Origin of the sequence: Planotetraspora mira, from assembly GCF_016863275.1 — a bacterium.
Lineage (GTDB): Bacteria > Actinomycetota > Actinomycetes > Streptosporangiales > Streptosporangiaceae > Planotetraspora > Planotetraspora mira.
This window is the reverse complement of sequence record NZ_BOOO01000022.1, coordinates 1-22,597: the sequence shown is the minus strand read 5'-3', so window position 1 is coordinate 22,597 and position 22,597 is coordinate 1. Positions and strand designations below refer to the sequence as shown.

Annotated in this window: 24 protein-coding genes and 1 pseudogene; 20 read left to right on the top strand and 5 right to left on the bottom strand. The window is 69.6% G+C overall.

The genetic code is table 11. The features are described 5' to 3' along the window. Nucleotide 1: 1 nt before the first annotated feature. The 13 genes from Pmi06nite_RS21410 (at nt 2) to Pmi06nite_RS21350 (ending at nt 10,557) form a co-directional block, all read left to right on the top strand. Complete coding sequence (locus Pmi06nite_RS21410) at nt 2-565, top strand: GTP-binding protein (protein ID WP_203955035.1); 564 nt, start codon at nt 2-4, stop codon at nt 563-565. A 70-nt stretch (nt 566-635) separates the two neighbouring features. Continuing rightward, entirely contained in the window at nt 636-2,108 is a 1,473-nt protein-coding gene (locus Pmi06nite_RS21405) for a glycosyltransferase family 39 protein (RefSeq protein WP_203954854.1), read from the top strand. A gap of 214 nt (nt 2,109-2,322) precedes the next feature. Beyond that, a complete protein-coding gene (gene ffh, locus Pmi06nite_RS21400; RefSeq protein ID WP_203954853.1) occupies nt 2,323-3,849 on the top strand; it encodes a signal recognition particle protein in 1,527 nt (508 codons plus the stop codon). Nucleotides 3,850-4,081: 232 nt separating this feature from the next. Then, the gene (rpsP, locus tag Pmi06nite_RS21395) at nt 4,082-4,531 is read left to right on the top strand and encodes a 30S ribosomal protein S16 (protein WP_203954852.1); all 450 of its coding nucleotides are present in this window, start codon (nt 4,082-4,084) and stop codon (nt 4,529-4,531) included. Nucleotide 4,532: 1 nt separating this feature from the next. Beyond that, the gene (locus Pmi06nite_RS21390; RefSeq protein WP_203887686.1) at nt 4,533-4,775 is read left to right on the top strand and encodes an RNA-binding protein; all 243 of its coding nucleotides are present in this window, start codon (nt 4,533-4,535) and stop codon (nt 4,773-4,775) included. 109 nt (nt 4,776-4,884) lie between these two features. Continuing rightward, the gene (gene rimM / locus Pmi06nite_RS21385; RefSeq protein ID WP_203954851.1) at nt 4,885-5,403 is read left to right on the top strand and encodes a ribosome maturation factor RimM; all 519 of its coding nucleotides are present in this window, start codon (nt 4,885-4,887) and stop codon (nt 5,401-5,403) included. A gap of 12 nt (nt 5,404-5,415) precedes the next feature. Then, a complete protein-coding gene (gene trmD, locus Pmi06nite_RS21380; RefSeq protein ID WP_203954850.1) occupies nt 5,416-6,240 on the top strand; it encodes a tRNA (guanosine(37)-N1)-methyltransferase TrmD in 825 nt (274 codons plus the stop codon). A gap of 183 nt (nt 6,241-6,423) precedes the next feature. Then, the gene (gene rplS, locus Pmi06nite_RS21375) at nt 6,424-6,786 is read left to right on the top strand and encodes a 50S ribosomal protein L19 (protein ID WP_203954849.1); all 363 of its coding nucleotides are present in this window, start codon (nt 6,424-6,426) and stop codon (nt 6,784-6,786) included. Nucleotides 6,787-6,897: 111 nt separating this feature from the next. Beyond that, entirely contained in the window at nt 6,898-7,746 is an 849-nt protein-coding gene (lepB, locus tag Pmi06nite_RS21370; protein ID WP_203954848.1) for a signal peptidase I, read from the top strand. A gap of 10 nt (nt 7,747-7,756) precedes the next feature. After that, nucleotides 7,757-8,350 (top strand): signal peptidase I, encoded by a 594-nt coding sequence (lepB, locus tag Pmi06nite_RS21365; RefSeq protein ID WP_203954847.1) that lies wholly within the window; start codon nt 7,757-7,759, stop codon nt 8,348-8,350. Between the two features lie 78 nt (nt 8,351-8,428). Further along, nucleotides 8,429-9,154 carry a ribonuclease HII gene (locus Pmi06nite_RS21360; protein ID WP_203954846.1) on the top strand — a complete coding sequence of 242 codons (726 nt, stop codon included), beginning with the start codon at nt 8,429-8,431 and terminating at the stop codon, nt 9,152-9,154. 39 nt (nt 9,155-9,193) lie between these two features. After that, nucleotides 9,194-9,517 carry a DUF2469 domain-containing protein gene (locus Pmi06nite_RS21355; protein WP_012888569.1) on the top strand — a complete coding sequence of 108 codons (324 nt, stop codon included), beginning with the start codon at nt 9,194-9,196 and terminating at the stop codon, nt 9,515-9,517. A gap of 101 nt (nt 9,518-9,618) precedes the next feature. Continuing rightward, nucleotides 9,619-10,557, top strand: a complete 939-nt coding sequence (locus Pmi06nite_RS21350) for a murein hydrolase activator EnvC family protein (protein ID WP_203954845.1) — start codon at nt 9,619-9,621, stop codon at nt 10,555-10,557. Here Pmi06nite_RS21350 and Pmi06nite_RS21345 read toward each other — a convergent pair. The 4 genes from Pmi06nite_RS21345 to Pmi06nite_RS21330 are packed head-to-tail and all read right to left on the bottom strand — an operon-like array spanning nt 10,520 to nt 14,657. Continuing rightward, entirely contained in the window at nt 10,520-11,443 is a 924-nt protein-coding gene (locus Pmi06nite_RS21345; protein WP_239114087.1) for a tyrosine recombinase XerC, read from the bottom strand. The two genes, Pmi06nite_RS21350 and Pmi06nite_RS21345, sit on opposite strands and share 38 nt — an antisense overlap. A gap of 10 nt (nt 11,444-11,453) precedes the next feature. After that, a complete protein-coding gene (gene dprA, locus Pmi06nite_RS21340) occupies nt 11,454-12,671 on the bottom strand; it encodes a DNA-processing protein DprA (RefSeq protein WP_239114086.1) in 1,218 nt (405 codons plus the stop codon). Beyond that, nucleotides 12,671-14,302: a YifB family Mg chelatase-like AAA ATPase gene (locus Pmi06nite_RS21335; RefSeq protein ID WP_203954843.1), complete on the bottom strand. Its 1,632-nt coding sequence runs from the start codon at nt 14,300-14,302 to the stop codon at nt 12,671-12,673. Before Pmi06nite_RS21335 ends, dprA begins: the two co-directional genes overlap by 1 nt. Nucleotide 14,303: 1 nt before the next feature. Beyond that, a complete protein-coding gene (locus tag Pmi06nite_RS21330) occupies nt 14,304-14,657 on the bottom strand; it encodes a YraN family protein (RefSeq protein ID WP_239114085.1) in 354 nt (117 codons plus the stop codon). A 150-nt stretch (nt 14,658-14,807) separates the two neighbouring features. Between Pmi06nite_RS21330 and Pmi06nite_RS21325 the strand changes: the two genes are divergently transcribed. Both Pmi06nite_RS21325 and Pmi06nite_RS42010 read left to right on the top strand, forming a co-directional pair. Beyond that, nucleotides 14,808-15,584 (top strand): alpha/beta fold hydrolase, encoded by a 777-nt coding sequence (locus tag Pmi06nite_RS21325; RefSeq protein ID WP_203954842.1) that lies wholly within the window; start codon nt 14,808-14,810, stop codon nt 15,582-15,584. Nucleotides 15,585-16,186: 602 nt separating this feature from the next. Continuing rightward, nucleotides 16,187-17,092 (top strand): annotated as a pseudogene (locus Pmi06nite_RS42010) (CoA transferase). Here Pmi06nite_RS42010 and Pmi06nite_RS21310 read toward each other — a convergent pair. Beyond that, complete coding sequence (locus Pmi06nite_RS21310) at nt 16,977-18,302, bottom strand: MFS transporter (RefSeq protein ID WP_203954840.1); 1,326 nt, start codon at nt 18,300-18,302, stop codon at nt 16,977-16,979. The pseudogene Pmi06nite_RS42010 and the gene Pmi06nite_RS21310 sit on opposite strands and share 116 nt — an antisense overlap. Nucleotides 18,303-18,373: 71 nt before the next feature. Between Pmi06nite_RS21310 and Pmi06nite_RS21305 the strand changes: the two genes are divergently transcribed. From Pmi06nite_RS21305 to frr, 5 genes are all read left to right on the top strand, one after another. Further along, entirely contained in the window at nt 18,374-19,012 is a 639-nt protein-coding gene (locus Pmi06nite_RS21305; protein WP_203954839.1) for a winged helix-turn-helix domain-containing protein, read from the top strand. Nucleotides 19,013-19,320: 308 nt separating this feature from the next. Beyond that, the gene (rpsB, locus tag Pmi06nite_RS21300) at nt 19,321-20,274 is read left to right on the top strand and encodes a 30S ribosomal protein S2 (protein ID WP_203954838.1); all 954 of its coding nucleotides are present in this window, start codon (nt 19,321-19,323) and stop codon (nt 20,272-20,274) included. Between the two features lie 126 nt (nt 20,275-20,400). After that, nucleotides 20,401-21,234, top strand: coding sequence for a translation elongation factor Ts (gene tsf, locus Pmi06nite_RS21295; protein WP_203954837.1), 834 nt, complete (start codon nt 20,401-20,403; stop codon nt 21,232-21,234). Between the two features lie 124 nt (nt 21,235-21,358). Continuing rightward, on the top strand, nt 21,359-22,057 hold the full coding sequence (gene pyrH / locus Pmi06nite_RS21290) for a UMP kinase (protein WP_239094822.1): 699 nt from the start codon (nt 21,359-21,361) through the stop codon (nt 22,055-22,057). Nucleotides 22,058-22,066: 9 nt separating this feature from the next. Continuing rightward, the coding region (gene frr, locus Pmi06nite_RS21285) for a ribosome recycling factor (protein WP_203954836.1) at nt 22,067-22,597 on the top strand (531 nt) is incomplete at its 3' end.

The window sequence follows — 22,597 nt, the reverse complement described above, 5'->3', positions numbered from 1 at the left end:
GCTGACTTCGACGAAGATCGTCGTTGCGGGTGGTTTCGGTGTGGGCAAGACCACCTTCGTCGGAGCGGTGTCGGAGATCGTCCCGTTGACGACCGAGGCGGTGATGACCGACGCCTCTGCGGGCATCGACGATGTCGGATTGACGCCGCACAAGACCACGACGACGGTGGCGATGGACTTCGGCCGCGTGTCGCTGGATCAGGATTTGATCCTTTATTTGTTCGGAACGCCTGGCCAGCACCGATTTTGGTTCATGTGGGATGACCTGGTGCGCGGTGCGATCGGCGCCGTGGTGCTGGTGGACACACGGCGGCTCGCCGACAGTTTCCCCGCGGTGGACTATTTCGAAGAAGCCCAACTGCCGTTCGTGGTGGGCCTGAACGGCTTCGGCGGGCACCACCCGCACAGCGAGAACGAGGTTCGCGAGGCGCTCACCCTGTCCTCGCACGTTCCGGTCGTCCGGACCGACGCCCGCAACAGGGACTCGGTCAAGGGCACGCTCATCACGCTGGTCGAGCACGCGCTGACCATGCGGGTCGCCGTCCCCGACGGGAACCGCGCGTAGTCGTCGACCGACGCCCGGGCCGAGAGCGCGCGCTCCGGGCAGGGGTGATCTTGTCCGATATTGTTCCTGCATGACTAGCGTTTGGGACTCGATTCCGCGCACTCCCGCCGCCGGGACTCCTCCGCAGGGGAGCGCAGAAGGCCCATCGTTCGAGGAGCCGGGGCGGCGCCGCCTGAGGGCGGCCTCCGTGTGGGTGCCCGCCCTCGCCGCACTCGCGATCGGTGGGTGGGGGATCACCGTTCCCTCCCTGTGGCGAGACGAGTCCGTGAGCGCGGTCGTCGCCCGTTCCCCGTTGTCGTACATGCGGCAGTTGGTGGGGGACCTGGACGCCGTCCACGCCCTCTACTACCTGCTTCTGCGACCGTTCGCCGCTTTCGGAGGATCCGAGTTCCTCCTGCGCCTTCCGTCGCTGATCGCGTTCGCCGCCGCCGCGTATGGAATCGCCGTGCTGGGCCGCCGGCTCGCCGGACCGCTGGCCGGTCTGTACGGAGGCCTCCTCTACGCGCTGCTGCCCATGGCCGACCGGTACGCCCAGGAGACCAGGAGCTACGCCATCGTCAGCCTCGTCGCCGTACTGGCCACGTGGCTGCTGGTCGACGCGCTGGAGACGCCTTCAAGGCGGCGATATATCGCATATGCGGCAAGTATCGCCGTGCTCGGATGGTTCCACCTCTACGCTCTGCTGCTGGTCGGCGTCCACGCCGTCGCCGTATGGACGGCCCGGCCCCGCCGTGTCCTGCCCTGGGTCCTCGCCATCGCAGGGGCCGGAATCGCACTGCTGCCACTCGTGGTCGTGGCCTCGGGGCAGCGTGAGACGCAGCTGTTCTGGCTCGGCCGGCCAGATCTCGGCGACCTGGCCGCATTTTTGCGGGAGGTCGCCGGCAACGTCCCGGCAGCCGTGGTCCTGTTCGCACTGGCGGCCTGTGGTGTGTGGTGGTCCCGCCGGACGCCGATCGTGGCCCTGTGGGCGTTCGCTCCGGTTCTGGCGTCGTTCCTGATCTCGCAGGTGTATCCGGTCTTCGACCCGCGCTACGTGCTCTTCGTGGTCCCGGCCATCGCGCTGCTCGCGGGAATCGGCCTGCACGCGGTCACCACGTCGCTTCGTGGGCACATCGCCGTCCCGATCATCGCTTTCGTCGTGGTCGGGGCATTGACCTTCAGCTCTCACGTGGAGATCCGCGAACCGGCGAGCCGCCCGGACGACCTGCGGTCACTGGCCGCGGTGCTCGGTGCGGAACAGCAATCGGGCGACGGCGTCCTGTTCGTCCCACAGCGGTACCGCTTGTTCGCGACCGTGTATGAGGAGCCCTTCCGGCATCTGACCGATCTGACCAATGAGCCGGGGATGTACGAACCGCGGACGGCTGCCCAGTTCACGGCGGCGGCCGCCGGCCTGGATCGGGTGTGGCTGATCGCACCCCCTGCCGGGCCGAGGAACATCGGGGACCCGCGTTTCGTCGAGCTCCGCCGCGCCTTCAAGCTCGTGTCGAACAGATCGTTCGGCGATACCCGTCTCGCCCTCTATGCCAGAAAGAGCCGCTGACTCCGGAGGCGCGTTCCTGCTCCTGACTGCTCGCCGGCGTCGCGATTCTCCATCCGCGGAGGCCTCGCCAGACCGTGCCGGCTCCCGTCCAAGGCGCCTGCGGCAGACGACGTGATCGCGGCGGCCCGGGCGCGCAGGCCGTCTGGACGGATAGGCTGGGGGACGCGACGCTTAGTCCACCGACTGTTCACTTGCTTCGAGGCTGGCCAATCACGTGTTCGAGACGCTTTCCGACCGGCTGACTTCGGTCTTCTCCTCCCTTCGGTCCAAAGGCAGGCTTTCCGACGCCGACATCGACGCGACCTGCCGTGAGATTCGCATCGCGCTGCTCGAGGCGGACGTCGCGCTGGCGGTCGTCAAGGACTTCGTGGCGCGGATCAAGGAGCGGGCCCGCGGAGCCGAGGTCTCCCAGGCGCTGAATCCCGCCCAGCAGGTCGTGAAGATCGTCAATGACGAGCTGATCGAGATCCTCGGCGGTGAGACGCGCCGGCTGCGCTACGCCAAGACGCCGCCCACCGTCGTGATGCTCGCGGGCCTCCAGGGCTCGGGCAAGACGACCCTCGCGGGCAAGCTGGCCAAGTGGCTGCGGGACCAGGGACACGCTCCGCTGCTCGTCGCCTGTGACCTCCAGCGTCCCAACGCGGTCCAGCAGTTGTCGGTCATGGCCGAGCGGGCCGAGGTGGCCGTCTTCGCGCCCGAGCCGGGCAACGGAGTCGGGGACCCGGTCCAGGTCGCCAGGCAGTCGATCGAGCACGCCAGGCGGCAGCAGCACGACGTGGTCATCGTCGACACCGCGGGACGGCTGGGCATCGACCAGGAACTGATGCGGCAGGCCGCGGACATCCGCGACGCGATCAGCCCCGACGAGGTGCTGTTCGTGGTCGACGCGATGATCGGTCAGGACGCCGTCAGCACCGCCCAGGCGTTCATGGACGGGGTCGGCTTCGACGGCGTCGTCCTCACCAAGCTCGACGGCGACGCCCGCGGCGGCGCCGCCCTGTCCGTCCGGCATGTCACCGGCCGTCCGATCATGTTCGCGTCGACCGGTGAGAAGCTCGCCGACTTCGACGCGTTCCACCCGGACCGCATGGCGGGCCGAATCCTCGACATGGGTGACATCCTCACCCTGATCGAGCAGGCGCAGAAGACCTTCGACGAGCAGGAAGCCGCCAAGATGGCGGAGAAGCTCGTCTCCGGGGACGGCTTCACGCTCGACGACTTCCTCGAGCAGATGATGATGGTCCGCAAGATGGGCCCCATCAAGAACCTCCTCGGCATGATGCCCGGAATGGGGCAGATGCGGGACCAGCTCAACCAGGTCGACGACCGCGATCTGGACCGCATCGCCGCGATCATCCGCTCGATGACCCCCGGTGAGCGTGCGGAGCCGAAGCTGATCAACGGCTCGCGCCGCGCCCGCATCGCGAAGGGCTCCGGCGTGACCGTCACCGAGGTGAGCGGCCTCGTGGTCCGCTTCTTCGAAGCGCAGAAGATGATGAAGCGGATGAGCCAGGGCATGGGGATCCCGGGCATGCCAGGAGGCCGGAACAAGGCGCAGAAGGCCCAGAAGGCCAAGAAGGGCCGCCGCGTGAGCGGTGACCCCCGCAAGGCCGGGCAGATCAAGTCCGGAGCGGGAGCCGGGGCGGAGGAGACCCCCCAGCCTCGTGGCGGGGCGCTCGGCAACCTGCAGCTTCCGCCAGGGTTCGACCCGTCCAAGTTCAAGCTCCCCGGCCAGCAGTAAGCCCTCTCCGGCCGCCGATCCGCGTCTCGATCACGAATTCGTCGACGTCACATCGGCGGCGATTGGCCGAGCACCTGTGAGCGTCTGGCAGAATGTCTAGCTGGAACATCGTGGCCATGGCGGGTGCCCTCTCACCCCCGCCGGTCGCGTCTGTCCCTCGGGCGGGCTCTCATCGTGCCCCACTCGATGAGACACCGCTCACCCACGCTCTAATGCAGGAGAGACCACACCCGTGGCAGTCAAGATCAAGCTCAAGCGGCTCGGAATGATCCGTAACCCGCAGTACCGCATCGTCGTCGCCGACAGCCGCACCAAGCGTGACGGCCGTGCGATCGAAGAGATCGGCCTGTACCACCCGAAGGAGCACCCCTCGCGCATCGAGGTGAACTCCGACCGGGCACAGTACTGGCTGAGCGTCGGCGCGCAGCCGACCGACCCGGTTCTCAAGCTTTTCAAGCTGACCGGCGACTGGCAGAAGTTCAAGGGCGAGGCCGCTCCGGCGCCGCTCCTGGTCGCCGAGCCGAAGGCCGACCGTCACGCCGCCTACGAGGCCGCGGCCAAGGAGTCGCTGTCCAGCGACACCGGCGCCGCCACCACGCCGAAGAAGGCAAAGAAGCCGGCCAAGGCCGAAGAGACCACTGAGGCTCCCGCCGCCGAGGAGAAGCCGGAAGGCGGGTCCTGAGGTGCTCGAGGAAGCCCTCGAGCATCTGGTTAAGGGCATCGTCGAGCATCCTGACGAGGTCCAGGTCCGAGCCCGGCGCATTCGCACCGGGCGCGTCCTCGAGGTTCGGGTACATCCCGAGGACCTCGGCAAGGTAATCGGCCGCGGGGGCCGTACGGCGAAGGCGCTGCGCACCGTGGTGACCGCCTTGGCCGACGGCAAGTACGTGCGGGTCGACCTGGTCGATCTGGACGAGGCCCGCTGAGTAGAACCGTACGGCCGGGGGACCCTCACGCGAGGGTCCCCCGGTTCGTTTCAGGGGCCGTGACGACGTCGCGACCGAGGTTCCACAGACGTTCGGAGGAAGGCGACAAGTGCAGCTAGTCGTGGGCAGGATCGGCCGGCCGCACGGAGTGCGGGGCGAGGTCACGATCGAGGTGCGCACCGACGACCCCGAGCAGCGTTTCGTCCCTGGTACGGCTCTGGCCACCGAACCCGCAGGTCGGGGGCCGCTCGTCATCGAGCGGGCCCGCTGGAACGCCGGCATCCTGCTGCTCGCCATCGCCGGCGTGCACGACAGGGACGCCGCGGAGACGCTGCGCGGCACGCTGCTGGTGGTCGACTCCGCCGACATCCCCGCGCTGGACGATCCGGACGAGTTCCACGACCACCAACTCGTGGGCCTCACCGTCGTGACGACCGACGGGGAGAGCGTGGGGGAGGTCGCCGAGGTCCTCCATCACGGCCAGGACCTGCTGGTGGTGCGCCGCCCGTCCCGGGACGAGGTCTACGTGCCGTTCGTCAAGGCGCTCGTGCCCGAGATCGACCTCGAGAACGGCCTGCTCGTCGTCGCCGCCCCGCCGGGCCTGTTCGATCTCGGCGAGTCGGAGTAGGGAGGCCGGGCCGTGCGCGTCGACATCATCTCGATCTTCCCGGAGTACTTCGCGCCGCTGGACGTCTCGCTCATGGGCAAGGCCCGCGACCGCGGCATCCTGGACATCCGGCTGCACCAGCTCCGTGACTGGACCCGCGACATCCACAAGACCGTCGACGACACGCCGTACGGCGGCGGCCCCGGAATGGTGATGAAGCCGGATATCTGGGGCGAGGCGATCGACGCCGTGGTCGCCCAGGGCCAGCCGGAAGGCGACGTGTCCGTGCTGCCCCGGATGATCGTGCCGACGCCGAGCGGCCGGCCTTTCACCCAGGAAGTGGCGCTGGACTACGCCAGGGAGCCCTGGCTGCTGTTCACCCCCGCCCGCTATGAGGGCATCGACTCCCGGGTCATGGCCGAGTACGGCTCCCGCCTGCGGGTCGACGAGGTCAGCATCGGCGACTACGTCCTGGCAGGGGGAGAGGCGGCCGTCCTCGTCATCGTCGAGGCCGTCGGCCGCCTGCTGCCGGGAGTCCTCGGCAACGCGTGCTCGGTCTCGGACGACTCCTTCGCGCCGGGGGCGATGGCCAACCTGCTGGAGGGGCCCGTCTACACCAAGCCGCCCGTGTGGCGCGGCCACGAGGTGCCGGAGATCCTCCTGTCCGGCCACCACGGCAAGATCGCCCGGTGGCGCCGCGACGAGGCGTTCCGCCGTACCTTGGACAAGCGGCCGGAACTCCTCGCGAGACTCGACTCCGGAACCCTGGACGCGCACGACAGGCGCGTCCTGGAAGAGCTGGAGCGCAAGGCTTCCGGCGACGCGTTTCGCGCGGGGCCGGAAGATATGGCAAACTGAGTCGCTGCTGCCGATTTTTCGTTGTGGCGGCGTGACCGGGCGAGGCCCGGTCCACAAACAGTACGTAGACAGTACGTAGCAAGTCAGACGTATCAAGCCAAGCGTGCGTGTCCCCCTCGCTGCCGACCTTCCCAGATCGGCCGGGCGGACCTCCGCGCGCCCATGTCAAGAGGAACCGCTGCCATGCACACGCAGATCCAGGAGCTCGAGAAGGCCGCTCTCCGGAGTGACGTACCGGCGTTCCGGCCCGGCGACACGCTGGAGGTCCACGTCCGCGTCGTCGAGGGCAACCGGTCCCGTATCCAGGTGTTCAAGGGATTCGTCCTGCGCCGCCAGGGCGGTGGCGCCCGTGAGACGTTCACCGTTCGCAAGGTCAGCTACGGCGTCGGCGTCGAGCGGACCTTCCCGGTGCACAGCCCGGTGATCGAGAAGATCACCTTGGTCACCCGCGGCGACGTCCGCAGGGCGAAGCTGTACTACATGCGCGACCTGCGGGGCAAGGCCGCCCGCATCCGCGAGAAGCGCGACGCGCTCCCCGCCAAGTAGACCAGGCCATGACGATGGCCCGTGCCGGATGGCGCGGGCCATTTTCTTTTTGCCGGTGATGCCGAGTCCCCGGGCGGTGGCTGCCAGGGACATCATTTAGGCTCAGCAGCGATGACTAACGAGGGGCAGGAGTTCGAAGTGCACCTGCCCGCCGAGGACGGGGTGGACGTGGTCGCGGAAGACACCCAGCAGGCCGCCAAGGGCGGCGAGGGGAAGAAGGGCTCGTTCTGGCGGGAGTTGCCCGTCCTGATCGTGGTCGCGCTACTCCTCGCGCTGCTCATCAAGTCGTTCGTGGTCCAGGCCTTCTACATCCCGTCCGAGTCCATGGAGGACACCCTCCTCAAGAACGACAGGGTGCTCGTCAACAAGCTCGTCTATCGCGTGCGCGACATCGAGCGCGGTGACGTCGTGGTGTTCAGCGGCGTGGACTCCTGGGATCCCGAGATCCAGTTGGAGGAGCCGTCGAACCCCGTGGCCGCGTTCTTCCGGTGGGTCGGCACGGCGTTCGGCGTGGTCCCGGGGGAGAAGGACTACATCAAGCGGGTCATCGGCGTGCCCGGCGACACGATCAAGTGTTGCGATGCCCAGGGCCGGGTCACGGTGAACGGCACCGCGATCGACGAGAAGGCCTACCTCTACCCGGGTGATCAGCCCTCGCAGACCGACTTCGAGGTGACGGTGCCTCCGGACCGGCTCTGGGTGATGGGCGACCACCGGTCGGTCTCGCTCGACTCCCGCTCACACGTGGGCGATCCGGGCGGCGGGACCATCCCCATCGACAAGGTGATCGGGCGGGCGTTCGTGATCGTCTGGCCGTTCGACCGGGCGAAGATCCTGCCGATTCCCGAGACGTTCTCCCAGCCCGCGCTCCAGGCCGCGGCCGGAGCCGCCCCCTTGGCCCTGGGGTTCGCCGGAGCGATCCCGATCATCGCGTTGCGCCGCCGCCTGACCAGGCGATAGCCGGCTCACCATGGCCGAAGAGAAGGACCCCCCGGCGGCGAAGCGCTCAGGCACTCGTGAGTCGATCCTGTTCCTGCTGGGCGGCGTCGCCGCGGCGGTCCTCGTCCATGTGTTCGCGCTGCAGTCGTTCTACATCCCGTCCGAGTCGATGGAGAACACGCTCCTCGTCAACGACCGCGTGCTGGTGAACAAGCTCGCCTACCGGTTCGGCGACGTGGATCGCGGCGACATCGTCGTCTTCAAGGGCTGGACGGGAGAGGACACCATCAAGCGGGTGATCGCCAAGGGCGGCGACACCGTGAGGTGCTGCGACGCGCGGAACCGGATCACGGTCAACGGCACCCCCCTCGACGAGACGGGCGGCTACGTGTACCCGGGCGCCTCTCCCTCGGACGGGCGCTTCGACGTCAAGGTCCCCGCAGGCCGTCTCTGGCTGATGGGCGATCACCGCGACGACTCCCAGGATTCCCGGTCGTTCGTCGACGATGGAAACGAGGGGACGATCTCGGAGGACGACGTGATCGGCCGGGCCTTCGTCCGCTACTGGCCGCTTTCCCGCGGATCGTTCCTGTCCCCGCCCGCGACTTTCTCGGCAATCCACTGAGCTGACCTGCGGTCGCCCCGATCGAGTGCGCTCTCGCCGTACCGCGGGGCCCGAATGGAGCGTAATCTGCTTGTCGTCATGACAGCTGCGTATCGCCCGCGACCCAGTGTCGTACGGCGGGATTCGGGACTCTACGGCTACGAGCGTGCTCTCGCCCGACGAGGGCTCACGCCCGTCGCCGGGGTGGACGAGGCCGGGCGGGGGGCCTGTGCCGGGCCGCTGGTGGTCGCGGCGGTGGTGCTGGGCCGGGAGATCGACGGTCTGGCCGACTCCAAACTCCTGACCGAGCCTGTGCGCGAACACCTGTACGATCAGGTTCTCGCCTCGGCCAAGGCCGTGAGCGTCGTGGTGATACCTCCGGGGGAGATCGACACGCGCGGCCTGCACAAGTGCAACATCGCCGGCATGCGCAGGGCCGTGGCCGGTCTGGAGATCGATCTCGGATATGTGTTGATCGACGGGTTTCCCGTTCCCGGTCTTCCCGTCCCGTCGCTCGCGGTGTGGAAGGGCGATCAGGTCGCGGCCTGTGTGGCGGCCGCGTCGATCGTGGCCAAGGTGACCAGGGATCGCATGATGCACAATCTGGACGGTGTCCACCCTGAGTACGGCTTCGCCGAGCACAAGGGGTACGTCACGCCCGCCCATCGGCGGGCTTTGGGCGTTCACGGACCGACCGCGCATCATCGGTTCTCGTTCGTGACGGTGGCGAGGGTGACTCGTGGCTCGCCGCTCCGGGATGCGAGCCCATGGGCCAGGCAGGATGGGGACATGCGCGAGAATGAGGTTGGGGCCGGTGTCGTCTGAAAGGGCGATCTCGACGGGGAGTGGAAGAGGAGGACCGGGATGAGCGCGGAGGATCTCGAAAAGTACGAGACCGAGATGGAGTTGCAGCTCTACCGGGAGTACCGCGACGTGGTCGGGCTGTTCACCTACGTTGTCGAGACCGAGCGGCGCTTCTACCTGACCAACTCCGTGGATCTCGATGTCCGCACGGCTGAGAACGGGGATGTCTTCTTCGACGTGAAGATGCAGGACGCCTGGGTGTGGGACATGTACCGTCCGGCCAGGTTCGTCAAGAACGTCCGAGTCGTCACCTTCAAGGACGTCAACGTCGAAGAACTGGCCAAGCCCGATCTCGAGATGCCCAAGGAGGGTTTCTCCAACTGACGGCCTGCTCAGGCTGACGGTCTGCCCTGGCTGGCGGGCCGGTCGTCCACAGAGCGGCGTTCGGCGGCTTCCGGCGGCGGGTTTTGGCGCAGTGTTCTGCCATGCGTCGCGCTCACTTGATCGTCTTCGGGCTGCTGGTCTCCCGTGCCGTCCTGGCTCTGCCCCCTGTTCTGCTCCTGCCTGCTGTTCTGGCTCTGCCCACCGTCCTGGCGGCGCCCGCGGCCGCCGAGGCGGCGGATCCGCCCGAATGGCGATGGCCGGTCGAGGGTGGGCGAGCGGTGATGAGGCGCTTCGACCCTCCGGCTGAGCCTTGGCTCGCTGGGCACAGAGGGGTCGACGTCGCGGCGGGGCCGGGCGCGGAGATCCGTGCCGCCGGGGCCGGAACCGTCGGGTTCGCCGGATCAGTCGGAGGCAGGGGCGCTGTCACGATCGTCCATCCGGGCGGCCTGCGGACCACCTACCTTCCGGTCCGCCCCACGGTACGGCCAGGCCAAGTCGTGGCGGCGGGGGAGAAGATCGGCGTCCTGGAGCCCGTGACGGGTCACTGCCGGGTGACATGCCTGCACTGGGGCCTCCTGCGGGGAGAGAGCTACCTCGACCCGCTTGTCCTGTTCGGCTCCGGCCAGGTGCGCCTGTTGCCCATGTGGGGAGGTCGGCTGCCCCTTCGGCTGCCACTTCGAGTCCGGGGCCGCGTTGCCCCGAATGCCGCCGAGTGGCCCTGGCCGCCGTCGGTGGTTGGGCCGGTCTCGTCCCCAGTACCCTCACCGTCAGGACCGTCGGAGGTGGGGCCGACCTCATCCGCGGCGCTGAGGTCGTCGAGGGTGGGCCCGGCCTCATCCTCGGCACTCTCACCGTCGGGATCGTCGGGCCGCCGTGCCATGCCGGTGAGTCATCACACCGTGCCAGCCGGAGCGGCGGTCGCCTTCCTGATGGGAATCCTGACCGTCGGCCGAGCGCGGCGCGGGCGCCTCGGCTGTCGAGTTCTGCCCGCCGCGAGAACGGTCAGGCGCGGGGGTGGGCCTGGCGGTAGGCGGTCCTGAGCCGTTCGATCGAGACGTGGGTGTAGACCTGGGTGGTGGCCAGGGAGGCGTGGCCGAGCATCTCCTGGACGCTGCGCAGATCGGCGCCGCCTTCCAGCATGTGCGTCGCGGCCGTGTGACGGAGCCCGTGCGGCCCCATGTCCGTGGTCTCCGCCCGGCTCAGGCGGGCGTGCACCACGCGCCGCACAGTCCCCTGATCGATGCGGCCGCCCCTGACTCCGAGGAACAGAGCGGGGCCGGTGCCCTCGCGGATCCACAGCGGGCGGCCCCGGACGCACCAGGAGTCCAGGGCGTGGAGCGCCGGAAGCCCGAAGGGCACGGTGCGCTCCTTGCGTCCCTTGCCCATCACCCGCAGGGTCGTGCGTTCCCGGTCGACGTCGTCCACGTCGAGCCCGCACAACTCGCTCACTCGGACGCCTGTGGCGTACAGGACTTCCATGATCGCCCGATCACGGAGGTCCTTGGGGTCGCCGGGCCCGTCAAGGGCGAGCACGGCTTCGGCTTCCGCCTGATCGAGGACGGCGGGCAACGACCGGTTCGACTTCGCGGTGCCCAGGAGCAGCCCGGGATCTACGGCCAGCCAGCCCCGGCGGTGGCAGAAGGCCGTGAAGACCCGGGCACAGGCGGTGCGACGTGCGAGAGTCGCACGGGAACGCCCCGCCTGGTGCTGATCGCCGAGCCAGTCCCGCAGGGCACTGACGTCCAGGGTGTCGAGGCTCGCATGACCGGCGGCCCGGAGATGGCCGAGCAGCGAGGTGACGTCCCCGATGTAGGCCCGCACAGTGTGCGGCGACAGGTCCCTTTCCAGGCGCAGATGCCGCTCGAACAGGGCCAGGACGGCTTCAGCCGTCTCGCCGGTGGCGCGGACCACGATGTCGCCGGTCATGGCCTCCATGCTAGCGAGCGTGATCTCCCCGGCCCTGGAGGTCGGCCTGCCGCCGCAGGCGCCATCCACGGGTGACGGGCTCGACGAAACCGGCCGCGGCGAGGCCGCCGAGGCAGCCGATCGCCGTGGTGAGATCGACTCCGGCGGCGACGGCGATCACGGCCGGACCGGCGCCTCCGCGCGCGGGGACGGCCTCGAGCACACGTCTGGTCTCGTCGTTCAGCTCGTCACGCGGCCGGACCGGCCCGCGGCGCTCCGGCGCGAGGTCGGCGCCGATCGAGCCGACGAGGTCGATCACCTCTTCATGTGAGGTCACGCACACCGCCTTGCCGGAACGGATCAGCATGTGGCATCCCTCGGAGGTCACGGCGGTGATCGGCCCGGGCACGGCCATCAGATGCCTGTTCAGCCCGGCCGCGTGCGTCGCGGTGTTGAGAGCGCCGCTGCGCACGGCCGCCTGCACGACGATCGTGCCGCGCGACAGCGCCGCGATCACCCGGTTCCTGACCAGGAAGCGAGGCCGCGTCGGGTGGGCGCCGGGCGGCCATTCGCTGACGACCACACCCTGGGACCGGACCACGCGGAAGAGGTCCTCGTGAGCGCGGGGGTAGCACTCGTCGACCCCGCAGGCCAGGGTGACCACCGTGGGCGAGCCGCCCGCGAGGGCCCCGCGATGGGCCGCGGCGTCGATGCCGTAGGCGCCGCCGCTCACGACCGTCCATCCCCGGATGCTGAGCTCCGACCCGAGTTGGGCGGCCACCTGGACGCCATAGGGCGTCGCGGCCCTCGCGCCGACGATCGAGACCGACCGCAGGCAGGCGAAGCGCAGGTTCGCCTGGCCGTCCAGCCAGAGCCCGAAGGGCCGGGCGTCACCGAGATCGTCCAGTTGGGTGGGCCACTCGGAATCGCCGGGAACGATCAATCGGGCTCCCCGCTCCCGCCCCAGCGCCAGATCGGCCTCCGGGTCGCCGTAGCGGGCGGCCCAGGCCGTGACCAGCCGCGCCAGGTCGGACCGCCGCCCCGATCGCTCGGCCAGTTCGTTCTCCTTCGTGGCGAAATCCGGATCCAGCGATTCTCGGCTGACCTGCTCCAGCGCCTGCTGAGGGCCACACCAGGCGATCAGGCGGCCCATGACCGGATCGCCCGCCTCGGCCATCCGCATGAGCGCGACCCTGGCCGTGCGGTCGTCCTCCGGCGTCCGCGTGCCGGAGCCGAGCGGCGTCCCCATCACTCCACCCCCAGCCACATCCCCAGCGCCGCCGACGTCTCGGCCTCGCCGGGGCGGTCCTTGCCCTCGAGGTCCGTGAGCGTCCAGGCGACGCGCAGGATCCGGTCCAGTCCGCGCGTGCTGAGCGTGCCCTGGTCGAGCCCTCGATGCAGGGGTGCGAGGGCGCCGCCCGGCAGCCGGAACTCGGTGTGCAGCGCCGCCGACGACACTTCCGCGTTGGTCTGCCACGGTGTGCCCGCCAGACGTTTGGCGGCGCGCTCACGGGCGAGGAGGACACGCTCGGACACCACGGCGCTGGACTCGGCGAACCGCCGATCGGCGAGCAACTCGGCCCGGGTCGCCCGGCCGACTCTGACCTTCACGTCGATGCGGTCCAGCAGGGGCCCGGACAGCCGGGCGAGATAGCGCCGCCGCATGGTCGGCGTGCAGTCGCAGGCACTCCCCGGCGAGCCGTTGCGCCCGCACGGACAGGGATTGGCGGCCAGCACCAGCATGAAACGCGCGGGAAAGGTGACCGTGTTCGTCGCCCGGGAGATCGTCACCGTGCCTGATTCGAGGGGCTGCCGAAGCGAGTCGAGCACGCCGGAGCCGAATTCAGGAGCCTCGTCCAGGAAGAGCACGCCCCGATGCGAGAACGACACCGCGCCGGGCCGGACCAGGCCGCCCGCGCCTCCGCCGACGACGGCCGCCACCGTCGCCGTGTGATGCGGCGCCATGAAGGGGGGCCTGGTGAGCAGCGGACGGCCGCGCGGGAGAGCCCCCGCGACCGAGTGGATGGCGGTGACCTCCAGCGCCTGGTCCTGGGAGAGCGCCGGCAGGAGCGTCGGCAGCCGCTCGGCGAGCATGGTCTTGCCGGTGCCCGCGGGGCCGAGCATCCACAGGTTGTGGCCTCCCGCCGCGCACACCTCCAGAGCCTTGCGGCCCATGGGCTGGCCTGCGACGTCGCGCAGATCGACCTCTGGCGTGCCGTAGGGTCGGCCGCCGGGCGGCTGCTCGCTTCGAGGGCCGTTGCGGCGGGCGACTTCGCCGACCCCGGCCGTCCCGGCGGGGCCGTCCGCGTGGGGTGCGTCGCCGTACAGCGTGGCGGCGTCGGCGACGACCGCCAGGTTGTGGAGATCGCCTGAGCGCAGCCAGCCCACGAGTTCGGAGAGGGTGGCGACCGGCACCACGGTCAGGCCGGGCACCAGGGACGCCTCAGCGGCGTTGAGCGAGGGGACCACGACGGTGCGCGCCCCCGCCTCGGCCGCGGACAACGCGGCGGGCAGCACGCCCCTGACCGGCCGCACACGGCCGTCCAGCCCGAGCTCGCCGAGGAACACGGGCTCGGCCACGCGCTGGGCCGGGGCCGCGCCCGCCGCGCCGAGGACGGCGATCGCGATCGCCAAATCGAAGATCGACCCGCGCTTCGGGAGGCTCGCGGGGAACAGGCTGACCGTCACCCGCGCGTCCGGCCACTCGAAGCGGCTGTTGATCAACGCGGAACGGACACGCCCGCGAGACTCGCTGATCGCGGTGTCCAGGAGGCCGATGAAGTGCGTGCCGACCATTCCGGGGCCGACGTCGGCCTCGACCTCGATGATGTGCCCGGTCACGCCCACCAGGGCGACACATCGTGTCCTCGCGACGGTCATTTCAGATCACCCCGCGCTCGTGGCGGAGGGAGAAGTCGCCCGCGAACCGCTCCAGGGCGACCACGTCGACCCGCACCGTGTCGAACCGCTCCGCCTGCGTCGCCAGCCACAGTCGAGCCAGGGAGCGCAGCCGTACGAGCTTGTCGTGCGTGACAGCCTCGAACGCCGTGCCGTGACGCCGGCTCGAGCGGGTCTTCACCTCCACGACGACCATCGCGTTCCCGTCACGCGCGACGATGTCGATCTCACCCTCGGGACACCGCCAGTTGCGGGCCAGGACGCTCATGCCCCGTGCCACCAGAAAGTCGGCGGCGAGCTGTTCGCCATGTCTGCCCAGCTGATCTTTCGCGGCCAATGGGACCACCTCCGGCCCCAGACCTTCCTACGGCGTCCCCCGGCGCCAAGCGGCAGAACTGGATTCTGTGGACATGGCCGCTCATCCACAGGCCCGTCATCCACAGGTCTGGCGGCCGGACCGGCGCGAAGACGTGCGAGCATGACGCTTATGGCGATCTTTGTCCAGGAGGCGGGCCCCGATGACGGGCCGTCGGTGGTGCTGCTCCACGGTGCTGGAACCAGCGGCTGGATGTGGAACAGGCAGATCCCCGCGCTCGCCGCCGGACTGCGGGTTCTGGTGCCCGATCTCCCGGGCCACGGGCGGAGCAACACCCACCCGTGGATATCGATCGCCGACACGGCCGAGCTGGTGGCCGAGACGATCTCGGCACGGACGCCGGACGGGAAGGCCCACGTGGTCGGGCTGTCCCTGGGCGGATACGTCGCCGCGCACCTGGCCGCCACCAGCCCGGAGCTCCTGAGCAGCGCCGTCGTGAGCGGGGTCAACGTCCTGCCCTTCCCCAATCCGGGCACGATGCGGCTCATCGGCAGGGTGATGGGGCCGATCATCGGCTGGGGGCCCGTGGTACGGGCGAACGCCCGCAATCTCGGCGTGCCCCCGGAGGACTTCGAGGGCTATCGCGCCGCGGTCCGCGCCATGACCCGGCAGGCCTTCCGCAGGGTCAACGAGGAGGTCCTGCATTTCCGGGTGCCCGATCAGTCGAAGGACTCCCCGTGCCGGGTCCTCGCCGTCGCGGGGGAGAACGAGCACGAGCTGATCAGACGGTCGCTGACGGACATCGCCGGGGCCTTCCCCGAGGGGCTGGCTCGCCTGGCGCCCGGCGTCGGCCACGGGTGGAACGGGGAGAGGCCCGAGCTCTTCACGGCGATGATCCGATCCTGGGCGCTGGGTGACCCGCTGCCGGAGGAACTGCTCTCGGTGTGATCGCCTGGCTCCTGAGGCTGTGGACAGATCTGTGGGTAACCGGCGAAGACTGTGGATGACACCGGGGATCTTGTGGACTCCGGCCGAGGAGAGACGAGTGTGATCGAAGGGGGACGAGCGTGATCGAGGGCCTGATCAAGCGGTTGGGCGAGGAGGCGGGAATCGCCCTCCCGGATGTGCGGGTGACCGGCGACGACCCCGTGCTTCCCTCCGTCTTCCGCGTCGACACGGCCGCGGCCGCCTCTGTCGGCGCCGTGACCGCGGCCGTCGCCGCGTACTGGGGCCGACGCGAAGGCGCTCCGGCCGCCCGTCCGGATGTGAGCGTGGACGTCAGGCACGCGGCGGCCGCCTTCCAGAGTGAGCGCCACTTCCGGATCGACGGGAAGAGGGCCGTTCTCTGGGCGCCCCTGTCGGGGGACTACCGGACCTCCGACGGCTGGATCAAGTTGCACTGCAACTTCGACCATCACCGCGACGCCGCCCTCCGGGCGCTGGGGCTGGACGCCGGCGCGGGCAAGGACGACGTCGCCGCCGCCTGCGCAGTCCGTACCGGCACCGACGTCGAGGAGGCGGTGACCCTCGAAGGCGGGTGCGCGGCCGCGATGCGCACCAGGCGGGAATGGCTCGCGCATCCGCAGGGGCGCGCGGTCGCGGAACTGCCGCTCGTCGGCCTGTCATCCCTTCCCGCACCCGCCACGCCGGCACATGGCACGGCATCGGGAGCCGCCGATGCTCCGCGGCCGCTGAGCGGTGTGCGGGTCCTCGATCTGACGAGGGTGATCGCGGGACCGGTGGCCGCCAGGATCCTCGCCGCGCACGGCGCCGAGGTCCTGCGCGTGGGCGCCGCGCACCTCCCCGAGGTGCCGGGGCTGGTCGTGGAGACCGCGTTCGGCAAGCGATCGTGTCACGTCGACCTCAGGACGGAGCCCGGCGTGTTGCGGGACCTCGTCAGGCGAGCCGACGTGGTGATCTAGGCCTATCGACCGGGGGCCCTGCGGGACAGGGGGTTCGGCGCGGACGATCTCGCCGCCCTGCGGCCGGGGATCGTGTCCGTGGACGTCTCCGCGTACGGCTCCCGCGGCCCGTGGGGGAGCAGGAGGGGCTTCGACAGCCTGGTGCAGATGGTCTCCGGCATCGCCCACGAGAACGGCGACGGCTCCCGGCCCGTGCCGCTCCCGGCGCAGGCGCTCGACCACGCGACCGGTTTCCTCGCCGCCTTCGGCGCGATCGCCGGGTTGCTGCGCCGTACGGACGAGGGCGGTTCCTGGCACGTCGAGGTCGCGCTGGCGAGGACCGCGGCGTGGCTCGACGGCCTGGGACGCGCCGCCGGTGACGCTCCCGAACCGCGGGTGGACGATCTGCTGGCCACCATGGGCAGCGCGTTCGGGACCCTCACGTACGTGAGGCCTCCGGGGCTGATTGAGGGCGCCGAGCCGTACTGGGCGAGTGCTCCTCCCCCGCAGGGCGGGCATCCCGCCGGATGGGCGACAGCCACAGGCAGGGGATGACGAGCAGTGAGGCCGCCGCACCCACCCACAAGGCGGGCCGGAGCCCGAGTGACTCCCCGAGCATGCCGCCGAGGAGACCGCCCAAAGCCATGACGCCCTGGACGGCGAACTGGGTCGAGGCGTTCACCCGGCCGAGCAGCCCGGCCGGCGCCTCGCGCATCGTCGTCGCGCCCGCACAGACGCTGAAGCACACGACGGCCACGCCGGTGATCACCTCTGCGACGCCGAGCTGACCGATCACCAGCCAGATCGGGCCGTGCGCGGCGGCCGTTGCGATGAAGCCGATCGGGAAGAACAGCACGGAGCCGAGCAACACCCGGCTTTCGCCGTACCGGCGGGTGAGCCGGGGGGCCAGGAAGGAACCGAGAAGGCCGCCGACGCCGAAACCGGCCGCCGTGACGCCGACCAGTTCGCCGGGAAGGCCGAGGACGCGGACCGCGAAGACCACGTAGAGCGCGAGTTGGGCCGCACCGAGGACGTTGACGATCATGCCGGCGACACAGAGCGTGCGCAGCACCGGATGCCTGGTCAGGATGCGCAGACCCTCGGCGATCTCACGGCCGATCCCGGCTCCGCGGGTGCCGGCCTCGCGCTCCGGCGCGCGGATGGCCCGGAGGCAGAGCGCGGACGCCACGAAGGAGAACCCGTTGACCAGGATCGCGACGGGGGCGGTGAGCAGGGCGACGAGCAGGCCCGCGAGACCCGGCCCGCTGATCTGGGCGACGGAATAGACCGACTGGAAGCCCGCGAGCGCCGCCGTCCGCTGGGGCTCCGCGACCACGGTGGCGAGGTGGGGCGTGTTGAACGAGCGGAACACCACCGCGCAGACGCCGACGACGAAGGCGGCCGCGATCAGCCAGGGGATGGTCAGCACCCCGCCCAGCCACGCCGCGGGGACCGAGAGCGTGGTGAGTCCGGCGACCGTCTCGCACGCCGTCATGACCGGTCTGCGACGGCCTATCCGGTCGGCCAGCGCGCCGGACGGGAGGCCGACGAGCAGGTACGGGAACGTCGACGCGGCCGTGAGCACGCCCATCTGGATGGGAGATGCGTGGAGCGCGGTGGCCGCGGTCAGGGGCATGGCGAGCCTGGTGACCTCGCTTCCGGTCTCAGAGATCGCCCGGGCGGACCAGAGGAAGCGATAGTCGCGCTGGCGACGGAGGGGGATCGGCATGCGGACGTCCCGGCCATCGTGAAGCGATTCCTTCATAACTATGAAGCTAATGCTTCACGACTGTGAAGGCAATACTTCACATCTCGGCGACGAGTAGCGTGTGCGGCATGACCACCTCGAAGGCGGAGGGTTACCGGCAGGTCAATGACGCCGGCGTCCTCCGTGCGCTGGCGCATCCCGCGCGGCTGGCCATCCTCTCCCGGCTCCAGACGGAGGGGCCTGCGACGGCCACGGAGTGTGCGCAGGTCACGGGGTTGTCTCCGAGCGCGTGCAGCTATCACCTGCGCACGCTGGCGAAGAACGGGCTCGTCGAAGAGGCGCCGCCCAGAGGTGACGGCAGGGAGCGGGTCTGGCGGGCCCTGCAACGGGGATGGGGCTTCAACGAACCCGAGGACGGGATCACACCTGAGCTGTTCGAGGCCCAGAGGGCGGTGATCGACACGGTCCTGGCGGACGCGGCCCAGCGGTTGAACGCGTATCTCGCGCAGTCGGACCGGGAGTCGCACGAATGGCGGGCGGCCGCGTGGCTGACCCATGCGACACTTCTCGTCGACGCCGAGGAATTGAGGGCCCTCGCGGAGCGGATCAACGAGTTGATCATCCCCTACCGGGCCGCGGAACGCGCGGGGGAGGACGCCCCCACGGGGGCGCGACTCGCGGAGTTCCAGCTCCGGCTCTTTCCCTGGGCGCCGCGCGACCAGGGCGGTCCAGGCTCGGGTTCCGCGGGCTCGGATTCCACCGTCTGAGGTTCCACGGCGGCCGGTTCGGCGAGCTCAGGTTCCGCGGACCCGGGTGCCACGGCGGCCGGTTCGGCGGACGACGGCGACGCGGCGGCCGGCACGGTCACGTCGCCGGTCATCAGCGGGGACGGATCCGGGTAGACTGTACGACGGCCTGCTCTAGCGGGCCGAATTCACGCGCCCATTCACGAGTCGCCACCTCGGTCCGGACCTTGTCCGGCGGTGACGGCCCGGGGCGTCAGGGTGCGAGCCACGTGGCTCGTGCGACCAACCGAGACCGTGCCCCCGGGCACACAACCATGGAGGACCACACCATGGCCCCTGTCGTCACCATGCGACAGCTGCTCGAGAGCGGCGTTCACTTCGGCCACCAGACTCGCCGGTGGAACCCGAAGATGAAGCGCTTCATCTTCACCGAGCGCAACGGCATCTACATCATCGACCTGCAGAAGTCGCTGTCCTTCATCGACCGCGCCTATGACTTCGTGAAGGAGACCGTCGCCCACGGCGGTTCCATCATGTTCATCGGCACGAAGAAGCAGGCCCAGGAGTCCATCTCCGAGCAGGCGTCCCGCGTCGGCATGCCGTACGTGAACCAGCGCTGGCTGGGTGGCATGCTCACCAACTTCTCCACGGTCCACAAGAGGCTCCAGCGCCTGAAGGAGCTCGAGGAGCTCGACTTCGAGAACGTGGCCGCGTCCGGGCTCACCAAGAAGGAGCTCCTGATGCGCCGCCGTGAGAAGGAGAAGCTCGAGCGCACGCTCGGCGGCATCCGGGACATGGCCCGCGTTCCGAGCGCGATCTGGATCGTGGACACCAAGAAGGAGCACATCGCGATCAACGAGGCCAAGAAGCTTGGCATCCCGGTCGTCGCGATCCTGGACACCAACTGCGACCCGGACGAGGTCGACTACCCGATCCCGGGTAACGACGACGCGATCCGCGCCGTCAGCCTTCTCACCCGCGTGATCGCCGACGCCGTGGCCGACGGTCTGATGACCCGCGCCGGCGCCGGTCGCGGTGACGAGAAGCCCAGTGGCACCGCCGAGGTCGAGCCGCTCGCCGAGTGGGAGCGCGAGCTGCTCGAGGGCGCCTCCGCCGAGGCCGCTCCGGCCGAGGCTCCGGCTGAGGACGCCGCTGCCGCCGAGGCTCCGGTCGAGGACGCAGCTGAGGCTCCGGTCGAGGAGGCCGCTCCCGCCGAGGCCGAGGCCGCGACTGAGGCTGAGGCTCCGGCCGCCGAGGCTCCCGCCACCGAAGAGCAGGCGTAGCCCCGGCGTCCGCACGGAATGCCGTGCGGACCTCAAGGCTCCACCGTGGTGGGCGTGCGCGCCCGGCGCCCACGCCCACCACGAGACATCTGATCTCACCTGGGTTCCCGAAGAGGAAATAGGACAATGGCTTCCGTGAACATGGCCGACGTCAAGCGGCTTCGTGAGCTGACCGCCGCCGGCATGATGGACTGCAAGAAGGCGCTCGAGGAGTCCGAGGGCGACTTCGACAAGGCGGTCGACCTCCTGCGTCTCAAGGGCGCCAAGGACGTCGGCAAGCGGGAGGCCCGCACCGCCTCCAACGGCCTCGTGGCCGTCAAGCACGAGGGTGACTCCCTCGCCGCGCTGCTCGAGCTCAACTGTGAGACCGACTTCGTCGCGAAGGGCGAGCGCTTCCAGCAGCTCGCGGCCGACATCGTCGCCCACATCCTGGCGACCCAGCCCAGCGACGTGCCGACGCTGCTCGAGTCCGACCTGAACGGCAAGACCGTCAAGGAGCACCTGGACGAGGCCAACGCCGCGTTGGGTGAGAAGATCGAGATCCGCCGGTTCTCGGTGCTGGAGGGTGGCTTCATCACCTCCTACATGCACAAGACCGACCCGCAGCTTCCCCCGGCCGTGGGCGTGCTCATCCAGCTCGACCAGGAGAACTCCGCGGTCGGCAAGGACATCGCCCAGCACGCCGCCGCGATGGCGCCGAAGTACCTCAGCCCCGCCGAGGTGCCCGCCGACGTCGTCGAGAAGGAGCGGTCCCTCTTCGAGCAGATGACTCGCGAGGAGGGCAAGCCGGAGGCCGCCATCGCGAAGATCGCCGATGGTCGTCTCAACGGCTGGTTCAAGGACTTCACGCTGCTGGAGCAGACTTTCGTGAAGGACAACAAGAAGACGGTCGCGAAGTTCGCCGCCGAGGCGGGCGTGAAGGTCTTGGCCTTCACCCGCTTCAAGGTCGGCCAGGCTTAGGCTTACAAGCCAGGAGCCGTTGACGCGCAGTTATATCGAGGAGGCCGCCGCCGTGCAGGAGAACACCAGACCCGCCACGCCGGCGGCTTCGTCGCATGATGGGCGACTGCGCTGGAAGCGCGTGATGTTGAAGCTGTCCGGCGAGGCCTTCGCCGGCGGCGAGCCGCTCGGGATCGACCCCTCTGTGGTCGCCCAGCTCGCCGACTCCATCGCCGAAGCCGTCCGTGAGGGCGTACAGGTGGCCGTCGTCGTCGGCGGCGGCAACATGTTCCGGGGCGCCGCCCTGTCGGAGCGCGGGATGGACCGCGCCCGGGCCGACTACATGGGCATGCTGGGCACCGTGATCAACTGCCTCGCTCTGCAGGACTTCCTGGAGAAGCGGGGCATCGACACCCGGGTCCAGACCGCCATCACGATGCAGCAGGTGGCCGAGCCGTTCCTGCCCCGACGCGCCATCCGTCACCTGGAGAAGGGGCGCGTGGTCATCTTCGGTGCGGGGCTGGGCTCGCCGTTCTTCTCCACCGACACCTGCGCCGCGCAGCGGGCCCTCGAGATCGGCGCGGAGGCGCTGCTCAAGGGCACCCAGGTCGACGGCGTCTACGACTCCGACCCCAGGAAGAACCCCGACGCGGTCCGGTTCGACCAGCTTGATTACAGCGAAGTGCTGACGCGCGGTCTGGGGGTCATGGACTCGACCGCGATCAGCCTGTGCATGGACAACGGCCTGCCCATCGTGGTCTTCGACCTGATGGGGGACGGCAACATCCTGCGGGCGGTCCGCGGTGAAAAGATCGGCACGCTGGTGAGTCCGGCAGGGAAATAGGGAGCCGCAGTGATCGACGAAACGCTCTTCGAGGCCGAAGAGAAGATGGACAAGGCGGTGACGGTCGCCAAGGACGACTTCGCGGGCATCCGCACCGGCCGTGTCACGCCCTCCATGTTCAACAAGATCAACGTGGACTACTACGGATCGCCCACCCCGATCCAGCAGCTTGCGTCCTTCCACGTGCCCGAGGCACGCATGGTCCTGCTGCAGCCGTACGACAAGGGTGCGATGACGGCGATCGAGAAGGCCATCCGCGACAGTGACCTCGGTGTCAACCCGGGCAACGACGGGCAGGTGATCCGCGTGGTGTTCCCCGAGCTCTCCGAGGAGCGCCGCAAGGAGTACATCAAGGTCGCCCGCACCAAGGCGGAGAACAGCCGGATCTCCGTGCGGAACATCCGCCGTCATGCCAAGGAGACGCTCGACAAGCTGGTCAAGGACGGCGAGGCCGGCGAGGACGAGGTGCATCGCGCGGTCAAGGAGCTCGACGACCTCACTCAGAAGCACGTCGCTAAGATCGATGAGCTGCTGAAGCAC